The following is a 16543-nucleotide window of genomic DNA, read 5'->3' as shown; positions in this document are numbered from 1 at the left end:
CTTAACGACAGGAATCTGTACCAAACTGTCTCTCATACACAGCTCTTGCCCCGCCTATTAACTTTGGACGAGAACGCGCTAACGTGACATGCGCACTCCCCAGTGAATTGTTCGTTACTCGAACGGGGACGGCCACATGCTTGATGTGCATCCCTATAAATGTGTCCCCTATATCAATTCCACCGTGAGCGACAATGTGTTCGATCACAGCAGGATCGTGAAACCTGTGAAATGCATACGTCGCCATTGCCCCACCCGCTTCCTTCACGGGTACCACAGACACTTCATCCCATCCATATGTCTCTAATGATGTTTGCTCTACCACCAGTGCGCGGTTTAAATGCTCACAACACTGGAAGGCAAGCTGTAAGTTGAAATCGTCTGCAAATGCTTGAAGCTCACCATAGATCTTCTCTGCTACTTCATCCGTCCCAGATGTGCCAATTCGCTTGCCCATAACTTCCGAAGTCGAACAGCCTACAACAAACACCTGTCCAGGCTGTAATTCCGCTTGCTCTTGATATTCCTGTAAAATAGTGCGTAATTCCTGCTGAATTTCTTTTACGATTATATTCACAGCATCACCTTATTTGTTTTCGTATTCTGAAATCTTCTCCACACGACGAGCATGACGGCCACCTTCAAACTCCCCTTGTAACCAAGCCATTGCAATTTCACGAGCAAGACCAGGACCAATCACACGCTCACCCATCGCTAAAACATTTGTATCATTATGCTGACGCGTTACTTTCGCCGTAAACACATCATGTACAAGCGCACAACGAATGCCTTTGACTTTATTCGCAGCAATGCTCATTCCAATTCCAGTTCCACAAATTAAGATCCCCTTATCAAACTCACCGTTTGCCACCTTCTCTGCCACCGGAACAGCATAATCCGGATAATCCACAGACCCCTCACAGTTACAACCGAAATCTTCGTATTCTATGTTCAATTCTTCTAATAAATTCTTCATTTCCTTCAGTAGGTTCACCCCACCATGATCAGACGCTAATGCAACTTTCAACAGTATCCCTCCTTGAACCCTTTTATAGAAGTTATTCTCTCACATTCTGTTGATTTTATAAAGAAAGAGGTTAGGTGAAATGAAAAGGTCAGCATGGAGAGTTATGTTGATCTTCTCCTCTTTATTTTAGAGCTTCTGTTAACTTTATTTAGCGCTCTTCTTTTCTGAGCGCTCTCTCGGTCTTTTCGAGCACTCTTACTTTTTCCGAGCACTTCCCCACTTCTTTCCAGCACTCCCTCTCATTATAAGCCCACTCACTCTCATTTTAAGCCCACTCACTCTCAATTCTTACACCTATCCTTCGTTCGTTCACACAAAAAAGTGCAGGCATCTCGTTTGTCCATTTCAACGAGGTGCCTGCACGAAGGGTATATTTTATAAATGAAACTTCTCGACTGTCTTTTTCATCTTTTCGCTTTCAAGGTAAAGCTCTTTCACCAATTCGTTTACTTCGAAGATGGCTTTTGCTTGTTCTTCTGTGCTGACTGCTACTTCCGCAGCGGCTGCAGAGGTTTCTTCTGAGATGGCTGCTACTTCTTGTGATTGGTGAGAGGTATGGTGAATCGCGTCCATTTGTTTTTCAATTAATGTTGAGATTCCGTCCACTTCCTGAACGACTTGGGTAATGGTCGTTGTCATGTGGGCAAAGGAATCGTTTGTTTTTGTTCCTTTTCCAGCTTCTTGCTGGACCATTGTAACTTGGTTGGAGATTTTTTCAACGACTTGGTATACGTCTTGTTGAATCGTTTTAATTAAATCTGAAATGCCGTTCACCGCAGAGGAGCTTTCGTCTGCTAGTTTTCGAACTTCTTCTGCCACGACAGCAAAGCCTTTTCCGTGTTCTCCTGCACGTGCCGCTTCAATGCTTGCGTTTAAGGCAAGCAGGTTGGTTTGTCCGGAAATATCACCGACAAGTTGGATAATTTGCTCCACTTTTTTCGCATTTTCCTCTAAGCGCTTGACCGCTTGTAAGGAATCTTCGTTGTCACTCGCCACGTTTTCCATCCCTTTGACCAGAGAATGAACGATGGTTTTCGTTTCTTCTAATGATTGAAGCATTTCATTGGATACAGCTTGGCTTGATTTGGCTTTTTCTTGTACTTGTTCTGCAATCTTTGTGACCATTTCAACTGATTCTGCCGTTTGTTGTACAGCGGAAGCCGACTGCACTGCGCCATTAGAGATTTCATTCATCGCACGAGCAACCGTTGATGCAGATTCTTTAGCTCCAGTCGACGCTTTTGTGATGTACTCGACTTTGTTAGCTGTAGAACTAGAGTTTTCTTCAATTCTACCGACCATTAACCGTAAGTTTTCTAGCATTTTATTAAACGAATTTGTAAGAGAATAGATCTCATCTTTCCCTTTTGGTAGAGGGACATCGGATTCAATATGCCCTTCTGATGCTAAGTTTGCCGCTTTTTCCAACTTTTTAAGCGGGCTTATAATGTACTGCGCAGCAAAAAATGCTAGTACACCTGACCAAAAAATACCAAGTACTAGTGTAATCAGCATAAAAGCTCCGTCACTTACAGCGTTAAAAAACGTCGGCTTCACATAAAATAAAAACAATGCCGTAAATGAATACGTAATCACCGCAAGAAGTGTTGTAAATCCTACAAATTTCCCCCTCAAACTCTTGTTCACCTTGTTCTCCCCCTACAATCTTTTACTCATTTTCTACTTTTTTAATTAACCCACGAACCAACTCATGTAGTTCTAAAAACGTTTCACGATAAATCGGCACAGGCCCACCGAAAGGATCCGCTACATCATGGTCATTTGACTTGCCGTTCACATATTCTTTTAACGTAAAAAGCTTGTCTGCTACATGTGGATATTGATTTCGAATCGTTTCTTTGTGACTAGTCGTCATCGTGAATATATAGTCCGCCCAATCTAATGAGTCTTTTGTCAGCATACTAGATTGGTGGTCATGTATTATATCGTTCTCTTTTAGGACTTGTTTAGTACCTTCAGAAGCAGAATTTCCTTCCATCGCAAAAATTCCAGCAGATCTTACATTCCAATCCGGTTGATGTTTTCTAAGTAACGCCTCTGCCATTGGGCTTCGACACGTATTTCCTGTACAGATAAATAAAATATTTCGCATAAGATCCCTCCTAGGTCCATTATATCACCGTAAAAAAATAAAATCGCCCCCGCAAAACAGGAAACGATTCATGTGAACTATACGTTGGCAGTCTCTTTTCATCTGAATTCTAGTGCCACTTTTGTAAAAATTTTTTAGTAAAACAAACCGACCTTCCGTTGCTTTTCTGAAAAATAGGAAGCAAGTCCAACTAAAAACGAAACAAGTAACGTCACGACCGTTAAGAACTGAACCACACTCGATAAGCTCATCTCAAACTGAGACAAAAAAGAAAAACAGCTGCCACCCAGAAATCACGACTAAAACTCCTAGTAGCACCACTTGAATGAAAATAAACAGGGTGTCTTGGCGATACACTTGAAAGACAAGGACAAATAACCCCATCAACAACAGGCTTAATAATATATACACTATAATGGCAATCATGGATGGTTTAACAGGATACTGCTGACAAAAAAAATAAATACATGACTTGTATAAAACTACCTAGAGCAAGGGCCGGTCCTACTACAACGTATTTTCCTAACCAATTCATGACAAAATCCCTCAATTTTCTTATTTTTTCTTTTATTTTACCATAGAAAAATAGAGGTTAGAATGGCCAAATTAATTGTATTCCCAAAAATAATAAAATTAAACCTCCGAGCGCTTCACTATACGATCCTAGCCAACTTCCAATTTTTTTCCCAACTAAAAGGCCTGCCCATGTAAGCACCGTCGCGACTCCACCAAACATAAGGATAGTCAGCACCGTTTTCGCTCCGTAAATCCCAAGAGTCAACCCCACTGAAAAACTATCCAGACTAACGCTTAGGGCAAACACGATCACCCCAAATCCTGCAGGCGTCACCAAGGAATCCTCTTCTTGAAATGAGGAAAAAATCATTTGGATTCCTAGGACTACTAATAGGCCACCTCCAGCATAGCCCGCAATCGCACCCAGTCTTTCTGATAAAAAGCTCCCAGCCATCATACCAAAAAGGGGCATGACCACATGAAAAGCCCCTACCGTCAACCCAATTAACATCACTTGTCGCAACCTGAGCTTGTACATTCCCATGCCAAGCCCTATAGAAAAAGCGTCCATTCCCAGTGCAAACGCCATAATAAAAAGGGTTAAAATCTCCCCCATAATATGCATCATCCTCATTCCCCCCAACCCACTTCCTTGTACAATTTATGCTTGTCTTTTGTGAAGTAGAAGGGGAATTTTTTGGAGGAAGAGTATAGGAATAGGGGGGCAAGAGGGTTTTCTCTTATGGTTGCACTTTGGTTATTGCGTGCGGCTCTCCGTCGTTTGCGTGCGGTATTCCTCCTCTTGCGTGCACTTTTCCTGGCTTGCGTGCGGGTTTTCCCTTTTGCGTGCACCTCGGCCTTTTTTGCGTGCGGACTCTCCGCCTTCCGCATGCACTCCCCCCAAGCTCACGTCCAGGTTCCACTCATTTTTGTGCCCTCCACCGCTTCCCCTACGTTCGCCCTCTCCCAAACCACCAAAAACCGACCCGCATGGCGGAGTCGGTTCTCTCATTATAAATAGTTGTAGCCTGCCGCTTTTTCCAGGCGGTTCATGATGGCTGATCCGATTCCTTCTTTGGAGAAGGTTTCAGATAGGATGATATCCACATCCGTTTCGTTAAAGTGGCGTAAGGCTTCATATAGGTCACGGGCGACGGTGGATAAGTTCTCGCGAGATCCACATGTGACGACTACATCTGCTTTTAGATCACTCGCAGCCTCTCTGGTTGACATGACGCCTACTTTCATCCCTTCCGCTTGCTTCCTATCTATTAGCTGTTGAAGGCGCTGCACATTTCCTTCGACCAAGTATACCGGTGCCTCTGGTGCATAGTGTGTATACTTCATGCCAGGAGATTTTGGCGCCCCTTCTCCTTCTTTTAAAGAAGGATCAATAGAAACATCGCCGATAACCTCTCGTATTTGTTCAGCTGTGACCCCACCTGGTCGCAGGATCATTGGGGGGGTCACGGTGCAATCTATGACCGTTGATTCGACTCCGACACCCGTCGGTCCGCCGTCAACGATCCCAGCAATTCGACCAGTTAAGTCGGTTGCTACGTGGTGAGCCGTAGTCGGGCTTGGGCGTCCGGATCTGTTCGCACTAGGTGCTGCAATCGGTAGATTCGTTTCATGTAAAATCGCTCGGGCTACTGGGTGATCTGGTACGCGTATGGCTACTGTATCTAACCCTGCTGTGACGATATCTGAAAATACGCCTGGTTTTTTCGCAAAGATGATGGTTAAGGGTCCTGGCCAAAACTCGTCCATTAACAGATAGGCAGAGGCTGGAATCTCGGCGACGAGGTCTCCTAGCTGCCTTTTGTCGTCTATGTGGACAATGAGTGGATTGTCACTTGGGCGGCCCTTTGCTTCATATATTTTTCGTACGGCTTCTGAGCTGGTGGCATTAGCACCTAGTCCATATACGGTTTCGGTTGGGAAGGCTACGACTTCATTTCTTTGTAAAAGTTCGGCTGCCTGTCGAATCTGTGGGTAACTTTTTTTGGCTATCCACATTTTTATCCACATTCCATGTATAAGTGTTCATAACTTTTCACCTTTTCTAATCGGGCAAATGGGAATTGTCGGATTCCGTCTAAAACTGTATTTTACCCTATTCTCTATAAAATAATCCTAAAACAGTATAAAAGAGGTGAACACGTAATACAAGGAATATCCACAGTTTGTGTGTAAAAAGCAGCAATTTGTGTATAAGTTTGTGGACAATGTTGATGAAAAGTCAGAAAATAGCTATTTTTATAAGAATTTCTTTAAAATGTAGTAGTTATCCACAGTGGATAATTGTTCAAAATGCTCAAATTCTTCGATGTCTTCGTCTATTCCGCTTAGTTCAAAGCCGAGCATCTCAAAGAATGGGAGAGATTCTTGTCGATTGCTTGTTAAGAAGAGGGTATGAACCGACATCTTCTGCGCAGTTAGAAACATCGTTTTAAATAAAGTCAGTACGTCCTCCGGAAAAATTTGTTGGGTAATGGCTAGGGATCTGAGTAACCCTTTGTTTCCGTGCTTTTCCATGGCAAGTGTTCCTTGAATTTCACTTTGTTCGTTTTCTATATAAAGGACCGCGGCTCCGCTTTCCCCTAATCCTTCCGTTCCAAGTCCTGCTTTTTGTAAAAATTCTTCTACATTTACTAGAGTATGCTCATTGGCTTCTAAAATAATGTTCATCCTATTTCCCTCCTAAAGGTTATCTATCATTATTTCTATGATTTTTTATAGAGAAAAGAACTATTTTTCCCTTTTGATTCATAGATTCTTAGAGAAGATAGCAGAATGATGAGGTGAAGGTGAGATGATCCGGGAAGGTACGATAGAGGATATGAAAGAGTTGCTAGTAATTTATAGAGAACTGGATGAGTTGCACAGATTAAAGCATCCTGAATTGTTTACTGAAGGTGAACCTAGAGATTTGGGGTACTTTTTAGATTTGATCCTGGATCCTAAGAAATTATTTCTTGTAGCAGAGGAAGAAGGCAGACTCATTGGGGTAGCTGAGGGCTTTATTTTATCTAAACCAGCAGCTGGGGTACAGAGGGAGATAACGTGGCTTCATATTGATAATATTGCGGTTCTCTCAGAATTCCAGGGACGAGGGGTTGGACGGTCACTTCTCACTATTATGAAAGCGTGGGCGAAGGATCAGGGCGTCTTCCGAATTGAGCTTGTTGTGTATGAATTTAATGAGGCAGCACGTATATTTTATGAACGAGAAGGGTTTTGTGGACTCAGCAGGCAGCTGGTACTGACGGAAGAATAGATTCCACGATTCTCCCTTAGAAAAAAAATCTCATTTTTTTCGCATCCCCCTCTTTACCTTTACGCAACGTAAAGGTATATGATGAACATGCGAGGAGGGAAAGAGATGGAATATACCATAAACAAGTTAGCGGTTCTTGCCGGGGTGACGAGCCGAACGCTTCGGTATTACGATGAAATTGATCTGTTAAAGCCGGCTAGGATGAATGAATCGGGATACCGAGTGTACGGCAAAGAGGAGGTTGACCGGCTCCAGCAAATTCTATTTTACCGAGCACTTGAGGTGGATTTAGAGAGCATTAAAAAGATTCTTTCCTCCACAACATTTGATGAAGTAGAGGCGCTAAAGGACCACCGCGAACAGCTTCTCTCAAAGCGCGCTAAGCTCAATCAGTTGATCAACAATGTGGATAAAACCATTGAGAGTAAGGAAGGGAGACGAACGATGAGTGATCAAGAAAAGTTTGAAGGCTTGAAGGAACAGTTAATAGAAGAAAACGAAAAGCAATACGGGAAGGAAATACGGGAGAAGTATGGAGATGAAACCGTTGATGCTTCGAATGTAAAGATGAAGAAGCTATCACAAGAAGAGTTTACCCGAGCAGAAAAGCTTGGTGAGGAAATTCTAGACCGCTTAGAGGAGGCATTTGAAACGGGTGACCCAACGAGCGACAAGGCTCAGAAGGTAGCTGCGCTTCACCGTGAGTGGCTAAGCTTTTACTGGGCCACGTATTCGAAAGAGGCCCATGCGGGAGTAGCTCAGATGTATGTAGATGATGAGCGATTTACAGCGTATTATGATAAGCGAAAGCCTGGTTTAGCAGTGTTTTTGCGTGACGCGATTCACATGTATACAGGAGTGAAATCCGAGTAATCTTCAGGACTTGAGGCATTTGCCACAGGTCCTTTTGTTTAGTATTGTAAGACTTTTGTTTTATTTTATAAAATACGGTGCCTCTTCGTTTACTGCCTGCATAAACTCTTACAATGTACAGAAGAAATGGCAGGTGAAACAAATGAAACACGGTGATATTGTAAGGCATAAAGTGGATGGTCGAGTAGGAAGATTAAAGGTTGTGGGCAATAAGTGTATTATTGAAGACTTTAAAACATCTAGAATGATACAGGCACATCGACCTGTTGATTTCCAAGACGACTGGACTGTTATTCATGAGGCGGAGTAAGAAATTTCATTCAAAATGGTAAAAGGACTTCTAACAAGGATTAGATGTCCTTTTCTACTCTATTACTTATGAAGTTAGCCTTTTCACTTACCCAAATAATTTCTCAAAAAATTCAACCAAGAAGAATTTCACTTCTGTTTTTGGTTCTTTCTCTTCTACAAAGACGCCTGCTTCTTGTTGTAAATAGGCTACCATTTCTTCCGCTTGCTCTTCTTCTGTTAATTGTTCTACATCTTCTTCAAGCTCGGAATCTTGTTCAGCTGCTTCTTTATCAGATTGGGGCTCCTTTTCTCTTCTTCAAACCCTTCACTTACTGCGGTACCACTTGAAAAGTCTAGGAAGCATAGCGGCGGGAATAGTACACACCACCAATTTGAACCGTCCCCTTCTCCGAGGGTGATCAGTATAGCTTCATATTCTCCAGCCGGATATAAATACTGTCCGTAGAGCTTTGTTGGGAATTGTACGTTCGTTGCGTATTCTACATGAATGGTTTGATTTAAACCAAGTTCATTCATTTTCTCTTCAGCAATCTCTTCAATTTTAGGGAGATTGGTTTGGAGTAGCGCTCGTGCTTCATTTAAGTTATCAATTTCTGCTACCCACTCCGTAATGCTCGCATTTACTTCATCGCGAATTAGATGTTTCAGCTCTTGATCAGCATCACGATCGCTGTTTGCCAAAATTCGTAAGCGAATAGCTTCATCTGGTATGGTCACAACCTCTTCAGCGGCTTTTTCCGTTTGTGGTATATATAAACTCACGACTGTACTAACTGATAAAAGGAATAAGTACAACCAAGCAATTTGTTTTCGATGTTTCATTTTCTCCTCACCGTCCCCTTCAGTAGAACAGTGTGGACAAAATGTTCCCGTCTTAAACTAGGAGAATACATTTTTTTTACTAGATTTTAAGCCATATAACATCGCTATTAATCTTAAACTCTATTGATTCTCACTACGTTTTTTCTTTTCAACGATGAACGCAAGAACGAAAGAACCAATCAGCCCTATTCCCCCAAACACCAACGCAACCAAATCCTCTTTGGAATGTGAAAAGTCATATCCAGCGAAAAAGCCTAATCCAATTGCGATGACGATAATCCAGTGAAGTTGATTGTAGATCCATGTTTTCATTTGTGTGCCTCCCCTACCTGTGAATACAATACTCATTAAATTGAATAAAGCCCGTTTGCTTCTCTAACACCCACGTTTGTTCAAGTATGACGCCTTCCACTTCTGTCGTATGAAGGAGCTCAACACTTCCTTCCTTCACTTCAAGGACTTCAATGTTACGTGTAAGCCAGTATTCTGCTTCATTTTCAGAGTCTTTTTGAAGCATTTCATAGGTCATGATGCTTCCCTTTTTTGCAGGATAGGAGACAAGATGCTTTTTATCATGATGAGCATCCACCTCATAAAGCCCAGTTGAATCTTCATAAAAAACAAACGGGACCGCTGCTGTATCAATGGTTCGGATCAAACCAGATACATAGCCATCTTGAATGTCCTTGTATTCCACACTATATTCTCTTCTGTCTTCTACATCCTCTGTGCAAGCACCGAAATACGCGACACTCGTTTTAGAGGGAAGATAAAAGCTCTCGGCCTTCTCCTCATCAGATTCTCCCGGTTCATCTCCCATCAGCTGCTCGTCCTCTTGCTCATATTGAGGGAGCTCACCAGCAGGAACTTGTTCTACTATTTCATTTTCATTCAGAAGGTTTTCTTCTTCTGCGGTAGTCGTCATCTGATCTACTTTTTCTTCCAGGCATCCCGTAAGAAGGGAGCCTCCAATCAGAATTAACATGATTCTATGTTTCATATTCTCCTCCGACTCTTTTGGTGCTTTTCTCCATTTATGTTACCACATACTAAAGAAGAGAGCTTGAAAAACTTCAAGCTCTCTTTTACAGGATCTCACAAAAAACCATGCGGTCTTTGCCGTTTATATCAAACACCACTTTAGACCTAGCAGAAGGAAAGGTTTGTTGCAGGAGGTCACGGACAGCTTCTCCTTGCCCCGTTCCGACTTCAAAACCAATGAGTCCAGGAGAGTTCATCACAAGGGGAAGCTCCTCCATAAACTGCCGATACAGCACCATTCCGTCAGCACCAGCAAACAAAGCCGAATGAGGCTCATGCTCTGTTACTACTTCACTCATCCACTCTTTATCCCCTTCAGGAATATATGGAGGATTAGAAAGCATCACATCTAGCTTGACTCCTCTTTCCATTATGGGATGAAGCAAGTTGCCTTGGGTAAAATGAACCTCAGCACCTAATCGGTCCGCATTTTCCTTTGCAACCTGAAGAGCCTCCTCATGAAGGTCACTCGCATACACTTGAAGGGTAGGACGCTCAAGCTTCATAGAAATAGCGATGGCCCCACTACCTGTTCCAATATCCGCTAAGGTTAATGCAGTTCCAGTAGCTTTAAACAAATCCGAGATTTTTTCTAGCGTATGATACACCAATTCTTCTGTTTCCGGTCGTGGAATCAATACATGGCGATTCACCTTGTAGCACCTTCCGTAAAATTCCTCGTAACCTATGATGTGCTGAATAGGAATGCCTGACACGTGGTCTTTAACCCCTTTTACAAAAAGCTCTCGGATGGATTCATCGAGTAGAAGCTGCTGCTCTGCGAGAAGTTTTGAACGACTCCAGTCTAAAAGATGCTGCAAATATAGCTCGCCCACATTCTTGTCTCGGCTGTTCTCCTCTAAAAAAGAAGAAGCCCAGCGGAGGGCCTCAAAAATCTTCATCCTTAATCTTCCATACTTTCAAGCTTGCTTGATTGATCCTCTAGGATTAGTGCATCGATCACTTCATCCATTTTTCCTTCAAGAATTTGATCAAGCTTTTGAATCGTTAAACCAATACGGTGATCCGTTACACGGTTTTGCGGGAAGTTATACGTACGGATACGCTCAGAACGGTCCCCAGAACCAACGGCAGATTTACGCTGAGCATCGTACTCCGCTTGTGCTTCCTGCTGGAATTTATCGTATACACGAGCACGTAAAACCTTCATCGCTTTTTCTTTGTTTTTGATTTGAGATTTCTCGTCCTGACACGATACAACGGTTCCAGTCGGAAGATGCGTTAAACGAACAGCTGACATCGTCGTGTTAACACTTTGTCCTCCCGGTCCACTTGAAGCGAATGTGTCCACGCGGATATCCTTATCATGAATTTCAATTTCTACTTCTTCTGCTTCTGGAAGACAAGCCACTGTCGCAGTCGATGTATGAATACGTCCACCAGATTCTGTTTCTGGTACGCGCTGTACACGGTGCGCTCCGTTTTCGTATTTCATTTTAGAAAACGCACCATTCCCGTTAATCATAAAGATAATCTCTTTGTATCCACCTAAACCTGTTGGAGAAGACTCAATAACCTCTGTCTTCCAGCCTTGCATCTCCGCAAAGCGAGAATACATACGGTAGAGAGTTCCAGCAAATAAGGCCGCTTCTTCCCCACCGGCAGCACCTCGAACCTCCATGATTACGTTCTTATCATCGTTCGGATCTTTTGGAATTAAAAGAATCTTCATACGCTCTTCTAGGGATTCAATCTGCTCTTCAAGCTCTGAAATCTCTTCTTTAACCATTTCACGCATTTCAGGATCTAGCTTATCTTCTAGCATTTGTTTTGCATCATTGTATTGCTCTTTCGCATCCTTATATTCACGGTACGCTTCCACCGTTGCCTGATGGCCAGATTGCTCTTTTGAGTACTCACGAAGCTTCTTCGGGTCACTCACAACCTCAGGATCACTCAAGAGTTCATTTAATTTATCATATCGATCTTCTACGGCTTGTAAACGATCAAACATAGAACTTCACCTCAATTTTAGTCCATAACAGTATAAGTATAGTATATACGCTCAGCAAACTCAATATATGTCCTACACTCGACTTTCCTCGCTTCTGCTGACTTTGACAAGCTTTGCCCCTGTAATAAACCCGATACTACTTAATATAAGCGCTAATCCTACTATGGTGCCTACTGTGATGGGTTCATTTAGGAAAATCGCTCCCCAGAACACACCGAATAACGGAACAAGGAACGTGACCGTCAGCGTATTCGTCGGTCCCGCATGCTCAATCAAATAAAAGTAAAATAAATACGCAATGGCCGTGGCCAACACCCCAAGGGACAGGAGACTGAACACCACTTCAGGGGACCACGTCTTCTCACCAGTAGGGATAAAAATAAAGGGGAACAATAGTAAACTTGCCGCCAATTGCTGACCAACAGACATCGAAAAAGAATCCACACCTTGTAAATGCTTCTTTATGTAAACTCCCGCAATCGCATACGATAACGCCGCTAAAATACTACAGGATGCAGATAATATGACAATCCACGTCACAGGAATACTATTCCACCCAACAAGCGCAATCACACCACCCATTCCAAGCGCCATTCCTATGCCCTTTTGTACAGTAAACCGCTCACCAAGAAACACCCAGGCAACGAGAGCTCCAAAAAGAGGAGTGGTCGAATTTAATATACTCGTCATACTCGCATTCAGCTCAAGTGCTGCTATGGCAATAAGGGTAAAGGGGATGGCTGCATTCACCGTTCCGATTATAAGAAAGTGCTTCCAGTATTTTTTGATCTGCAGGGTCTTGTTCATTCCCTTTGCGAGTAGAAACATTACTAAAAATCCAATAAACACCCGGATCTCCATCGTTAAGAAAGGCCCTACTGCAGGAGATGCAATCCGAATAAACAAAAAAGAAGTTCCCCACAGGGAAGCCAATACAAATAGTGCAGTCATCTCTCTCTTTCCCATGCCTCTACTCCCCCATTCCAATTCCTGAATTCCGAACACCGAAATAAATCAATACATCCATCATACGCCCTCCCATGTAAAAATACTAGAGAAAAATGGAAGAGATTTTCAGCTTACAAGATCGTGAAATATGGAGAAGAAAGATGACAAAAAAAGCCAGACCACTTGGGATCTGACCCTTATTTTTCTTTTAACTCTACATGAATTTTATAGCGAGGCAGTGCTCTGGTTAGCGTATCATGTAGTTCCGCTTCCTCATTATCGCGCGTCACCGAAGTAAGATTTTTATTCGTATGAACGGTTACCCACATCTGTCCGCCATTTATCCAAACCTCATCGGCTTCATAAGGCGTTAGCTCTGCAATCGTCTCCCTCGCCTTATCCACATCAGTCCCAAGAGTCGGCTGATTCTCGGACAAATCAATAAAATTCGGATTTTGATTCGTCTGTGTCCGTGCCGTTGGCCAATCTTCTTCATTATGGCCAACTACATCATTGTCTACAAACTGAGTTCCTTCCTGATCGTTTCTGGAAAACATAGAGTCTTCCTCAGCTCCACATGCTCCGAGTAGAAGTAAGATCACAGTTAAACTCATCCAATATGTTTTTTTCATGGGTCGATCCCTCCTTTGTATAGGGTGCCCGGAAGTGTTGGGAGTATGCGGTCAGGAGTGGGTTTGGTGGTGGGAGAGGGTGGGGTTAACTACTTGGAATAGTAGGTGTAGAGAGTGATGGAATTTTTAAGGAAGGGTTGACAGGAGGTGGGGTATTAGATTTGATTTTTTGGTGAAGTACTATGGGCGACGAGTTGCGTGCGGCTCTAGCCCGTTTGCGTTCACTTTTCGACTGTTTGCGTGCACTTTTCCGCCTTTTGCGTGCGGTTTCAGGTCGCTTGCGTTCACTTCCCTTTTTTGCGTGCGGCTCTAGCTCGTTTGCGTTCACTTTTCGACTGTTTGCGTGCACTTTTCCGCCTTTTGCGTGCGGCCCCAAGCCTCTTGCGTGCACTCCTTTACTTTACATATACCTTCTCCATCTAATACTCCCATCCCAATCGAAAAAACCGCCATCCTAAGGATGACGGTTTACCAGTGACTATAAAAGAAAGTATTATTCTCCGTTTAGTGAGCGTACGTTCTCGAGTCCGGCGCTAACACCTGTTGGAACTTCGTGATGATGACGGCATCGCGGCTCATATGCTTCTGATGCGCCAACTAGGATGATTGGATCATCGTAGCACGCAGGATCGCCATTGATGAGGCGCTGAGTGCGACTTGCAGGAGAGCCGCAAACTGCGCATACAGCTTGTAGTTTGGTTACTTGCTCCGCTATGGCCATCAGGGCGGGCATTGGGCCAAATGGTTCTCCTCTGAAATCTTGGTCTAGTCCGGCCAAGATGACACGGTGTCCTGTATTCGCAAGTTTTTCAACGACGTTTACGATGTTTTCGTCAAAAAATTGGACTTCGTCAATGGCTACGACATCGATATCAGCTGTTACGGTATCTAAAATAATAGAAGAATGCTCAACCGGTTTTGCCATAACAGACGTGCCGTTATGAGACACAACGGATTCCTCACTGTATCGGTTATCCACCTTGGGCTTGAAAACCATTAAAGATTGTTTTGCGAATTGAGTGCGTCTTACTCGGCGAATCAGTTCTTCGGATTTTCCTGAGAACATGCTTCCGCAAATAACTTCCACCCAACCAGTATGCTTCATGAGATACATGACTCGGCCTCTCCTTCCTAATTGTCAGTCTCTAGTTGTGTATTTTTCTCGTTCTAGACACCATCTATGTAGAGTAGAATCTATGATTTTTTGAAAAATAACAGAAAAAAAAAGGAACAGTTTGTTCAAACTGCCTCTTTTTCTTTAGGCAACCTATTGATGAAGGTAGTCGAAAAAGAAGGATGGTCCTTCCTTCGAATAAAAAACAGGCAAGAAACATGGTGACTTGCCTGTTTTGTACCTACATTATTTAAGGCCGTATTTTTTATTGAAGCGGTCAACACGTCCGTCAGCAGACGCGAACTTTTGACGACCTGTGTAGAATGGGTGGCACTCAGAACATACGTCTGTTGACACGTTTTCTTTTACAGATCCAGTTTCGATTTCGTTACCGCAAGCACATTTGATCGTAACTTTAGTGTAAGTTGGATGAATTCCTGGTTTCATTCTTTTCATCTCCTCTCGCCCTGAATCATTCGAAACAGAGTTATATTCGTACAGTCATAGCTGTATTGTATTAAAAACACACTGACAATATTATAACAAGGTGATATTTGAAATGCAACCAATCTTTTCTCATTTTACTAGACTGGAAAAAAGAGGTTACTCCTTATTTGCGACCTGTTCCTGCCTTCATTTCTTCTCCTAATACGTCAAAGAAATCGCTGTTCGTCTTCGATTGGCGAAGCTTACGAAGGAAGCGTTCAGAGAAGTCTGGGGAATCTGACATGGTTTTACGGATAGCCCACAGCTTGTCTAACTTGTCTTTTTCCATTAATAGCTCTTCTTTACGAGTACCAGAGCGACGGATGTCAATCGCTGGGAAGATACGACGTTCTGCTAGAGCACGGTCTAGGTGTAATTCCATGTTACCTGTTCCTTTGAACTCTTCATATATCACGTCATCCATACGAGATCCTGTGTCTACAAGTGCCGTTGCTAAAATGGTTAAGCTTCCGCCTTCTTCGATATTACGGGCAGCCCCGAAGAATCGTTTAGGACGGTGGAATGCCGCTGGGTCAATACCACCAGAAAGAGTACGTCCACTTGGCGGGATGACTAAGTTGTAGGCACGTGCAAGACGCGTAATGCTATCCATTAGGATAACCACGTCACGCTTGTGTTCAACTAGTCGCATGGCACGTTCTAGTACAAGCTCTGCCACTTTAATGTGGTTTTCTGGAACCGCGTCAAACGTTGAGCTTACGACATCAGCATCAACAGAACGTTCGATATCCGTCACCTCTTCTGGACGCTCGTCGATCAGTAGGACGATGAGCTCTGCTTCTGGATTGTTCGTCGTAATCGCGTTCGCAATTTCTTTTAGTAGCATCGTTTTACCTGCTTTAGGCGGAGCTACAATTAATCCACGTTGACCAAAACCTACTGGTGCTAGGATATCCATAATACGAGTAGACACTCTGTTTGGCGTTGTTTCTAGCATGATTTGTCGATCTGGGTATAGAGGAGTTAATCCTGGAAAGTGAACACGTTCCTTTGCTGCTTCTGGGTCATCTCCGTTTACAGCTTCTACATGTAAAAGACCAAAGTATCGTTCGTTTTCTTTAGGTGGACGAACTTTTCCAGATACTTTGTCGCCATTACGAAGGTCGAAGCGACGAATTTGTGAAGCTGAGATATAAATATCTTCTGAGCTTGGAGAGTAGTTAATTGGTCGAAGGAAACCGAAGCCTTCTGATTGGATAATTTCAAGAACACCTTCCATAAAGAAGAAGCCTTCTCGTTCTGCCTGCGCTTTTAAAATCGCAAAAACTAGTTCTCGTTTTGTTAATTTACTGTAATAGGATACTTTGAAATCCTTGGCTAGTTCATAAAGCTCCTTTAGCTTCATGCCTTCTAAGCCTGCAATCGTTAATTCTTTCATGTTGA

20 protein-coding genes and 2 pseudogenes are annotated in these 16543 nt (G+C 43.1%); 3 read left to right on the top strand and 19 right to left on the bottom strand.

The features are described from left to right. Position 1: 1 nt before the first annotated feature. The 9 genes and pseudogenes from M44_RS17175 to M44_RS17140 all read right to left on the bottom strand — a co-directional run bounded on the left by M44_RS17175 (position 2) and on the right by M44_RS17140 (position 6347). Positions 2-577, bottom strand: a complete 576-nt coding sequence (locus M44_RS17175) for a TIGR01440 family protein (RefSeq protein WP_010175591.1) — start codon at positions 575-577, stop codon at positions 2-4. A 9-nt stretch (positions 578-586) separates the two neighbouring features. After that, on the bottom strand, positions 587-1027 hold the full coding sequence (rpiB, locus tag M44_RS17170) for a ribose 5-phosphate isomerase B (RefSeq protein ID WP_010175590.1): 441 nt from the start codon (positions 1025-1027) through the stop codon (positions 587-589). A gap of 375 nt (positions 1028-1402) precedes the next feature. Then, on the bottom strand, positions 1403-2221 hold the full coding sequence (locus tag M44_RS30105) for a methyl-accepting chemotaxis protein (protein ID WP_420167125.1): 819 nt from the start codon (positions 2219-2221) through the stop codon (positions 1403-1405). 123 nt (positions 2222-2344) lie between these two features. Next, positions 2345-2542 (bottom strand): annotated as a pseudogene (locus M44_RS30100) (HAMP domain-containing protein); the annotation flags it as partial. A 154-nt stretch (positions 2543-2696) separates the two neighbouring features. Beyond that, entirely contained in the window at positions 2697-3140 is a 444-nt protein-coding gene (locus M44_RS17160; RefSeq protein ID WP_010175588.1) for a low molecular weight protein arginine phosphatase, read from the bottom strand. Positions 3141-3274: 134 nt separating this feature from the next. Then, entirely contained in the window at positions 3275-3406 is a 132-nt protein-coding gene (locus M44_RS29110) for a hypothetical protein (RefSeq protein WP_272941203.1), read from the bottom strand. Positions 3407-3732: 326 nt separating this feature from the next. Continuing rightward, positions 3733-4284: a manganese efflux pump MntP gene (locus M44_RS17155; RefSeq protein WP_010175587.1), complete on the bottom strand. Its 552-nt coding sequence runs from the start codon at positions 4282-4284 to the stop codon at positions 3733-3735. 383 nt (positions 4285-4667) lie between these two features. Then, a pseudogene (locus tag M44_RS24005) lies at positions 4668-5706 on the bottom strand (L-threonylcarbamoyladenylate synthase). Between the two features lie 209 nt (positions 5707-5915). Further along, a complete protein-coding gene (locus tag M44_RS17140) occupies positions 5916-6347 on the bottom strand; it encodes a hypothetical protein (protein WP_010175584.1) in 432 nt (143 codons plus the stop codon). A 124-nt stretch (positions 6348-6471) separates the two neighbouring features. Between M44_RS17140 and M44_RS17135 the strand changes: the two genes are divergently transcribed. The 3 genes from M44_RS17135 (at position 6472) to M44_RS27170 (ending at position 8119) form a co-directional block, all read left to right on the top strand. Further along, positions 6472-6936 (top strand): GNAT family N-acetyltransferase, encoded by a 465-nt coding sequence (locus M44_RS17135; RefSeq protein ID WP_010175583.1) that lies wholly within the window; start codon positions 6472-6474, stop codon positions 6934-6936. A gap of 105 nt (positions 6937-7041) precedes the next feature. Continuing rightward, positions 7042-7809, top strand: coding sequence for a MerR family transcriptional regulator (locus M44_RS17130; RefSeq protein WP_010175582.1), 768 nt, complete (start codon positions 7042-7044; stop codon positions 7807-7809). A gap of 133 nt (positions 7810-7942) precedes the next feature. Further along, positions 7943-8119 carry a hypothetical protein gene (locus tag M44_RS27170; protein WP_010175581.1) on the top strand — a complete coding sequence of 59 codons (177 nt, stop codon included), beginning with the start codon at positions 7943-7945 and terminating at the stop codon, positions 8117-8119. A 227-nt stretch (positions 8120-8346) separates the two neighbouring features. Here the strand turns inward: M44_RS27170 and spoIIR are convergent, their stop codons facing one another. The 10 genes from spoIIR to rho form a co-directional block, all read right to left on the bottom strand. Continuing rightward, complete coding sequence (spoIIR, locus tag M44_RS17115) at positions 8347-8943, bottom strand: stage II sporulation protein R (RefSeq protein WP_010175579.1); 597 nt, start codon at positions 8941-8943, stop codon at positions 8347-8349. A 120-nt stretch (positions 8944-9063) separates the two neighbouring features. Beyond that, on the bottom strand, positions 9064-9255 hold the full coding sequence (locus M44_RS17110) for a hypothetical protein (RefSeq protein WP_010175578.1): 192 nt from the start codon (positions 9253-9255) through the stop codon (positions 9064-9066). A 13-nt stretch (positions 9256-9268) separates the two neighbouring features. Then, a complete protein-coding gene (locus tag M44_RS17105; protein WP_010175577.1) occupies positions 9269-9943 on the bottom strand; it encodes a hypothetical protein in 675 nt (224 codons plus the stop codon). An 85-nt stretch (positions 9944-10028) separates the two neighbouring features. After that, the gene (gene prmC, locus M44_RS17100; RefSeq protein ID WP_010175576.1) at positions 10029-10886 is read right to left on the bottom strand and encodes a peptide chain release factor N(5)-glutamine methyltransferase; all 858 of its coding nucleotides are present in this window, start codon (positions 10884-10886) and stop codon (positions 10029-10031) included. A gap of 2 nt (positions 10887-10888) precedes the next feature. Then, positions 10889-11959, bottom strand: a complete 1071-nt coding sequence (gene prfA, locus M44_RS17095) for a peptide chain release factor 1 (RefSeq protein ID WP_010175575.1) — start codon at positions 11957-11959, stop codon at positions 10889-10891. Positions 11960-12031: 72 nt separating this feature from the next. Then, on the bottom strand, positions 12032-12925 hold the full coding sequence (locus tag M44_RS17090) for a DMT family transporter (RefSeq protein WP_010175574.1): 894 nt from the start codon (positions 12923-12925) through the stop codon (positions 12032-12034). A 179-nt stretch (positions 12926-13104) separates the two neighbouring features. Beyond that, the gene (locus tag M44_RS24000) at positions 13105-13539 is read right to left on the bottom strand and encodes a hypothetical protein (RefSeq protein ID WP_010175573.1); all 435 of its coding nucleotides are present in this window, start codon (positions 13537-13539) and stop codon (positions 13105-13107) included. Positions 13540-14032: 493 nt separating this feature from the next. Then, entirely contained in the window at positions 14033-14653 is a 621-nt protein-coding gene (locus tag M44_RS17075) for a thymidine kinase (RefSeq protein WP_010175571.1), read from the bottom strand. 246 nt (positions 14654-14899) lie between these two features. Further along, entirely contained in the window at positions 14900-15100 is a 201-nt protein-coding gene (gene rpmE / locus M44_RS17070) for a 50S ribosomal protein L31 (RefSeq protein ID WP_010175570.1), read from the bottom strand. A 163-nt stretch (positions 15101-15263) separates the two neighbouring features. Then, positions 15264-16538: a transcription termination factor Rho gene (rho, locus tag M44_RS17065; RefSeq protein ID WP_010175569.1), complete on the bottom strand. Its 1275-nt coding sequence runs from the start codon at positions 16536-16538 to the stop codon at positions 15264-15266. Positions 16539-16543: the final 5 nt, after the last annotated feature.

The sequence above is a fragment of the Bacillus coahuilensis m4-4 genome, assembly GCF_000171615.1.
Taxonomy (GTDB): domain Bacteria; phylum Bacillota; class Bacilli; order Bacillales; family Bacillaceae_K; genus Bacillus_T; species Bacillus_T coahuilensis.
The sequence above is the reverse complement of the archived record's forward strand: the minus strand, read 5'-3'. Positions and strand labels throughout refer to the sequence as shown.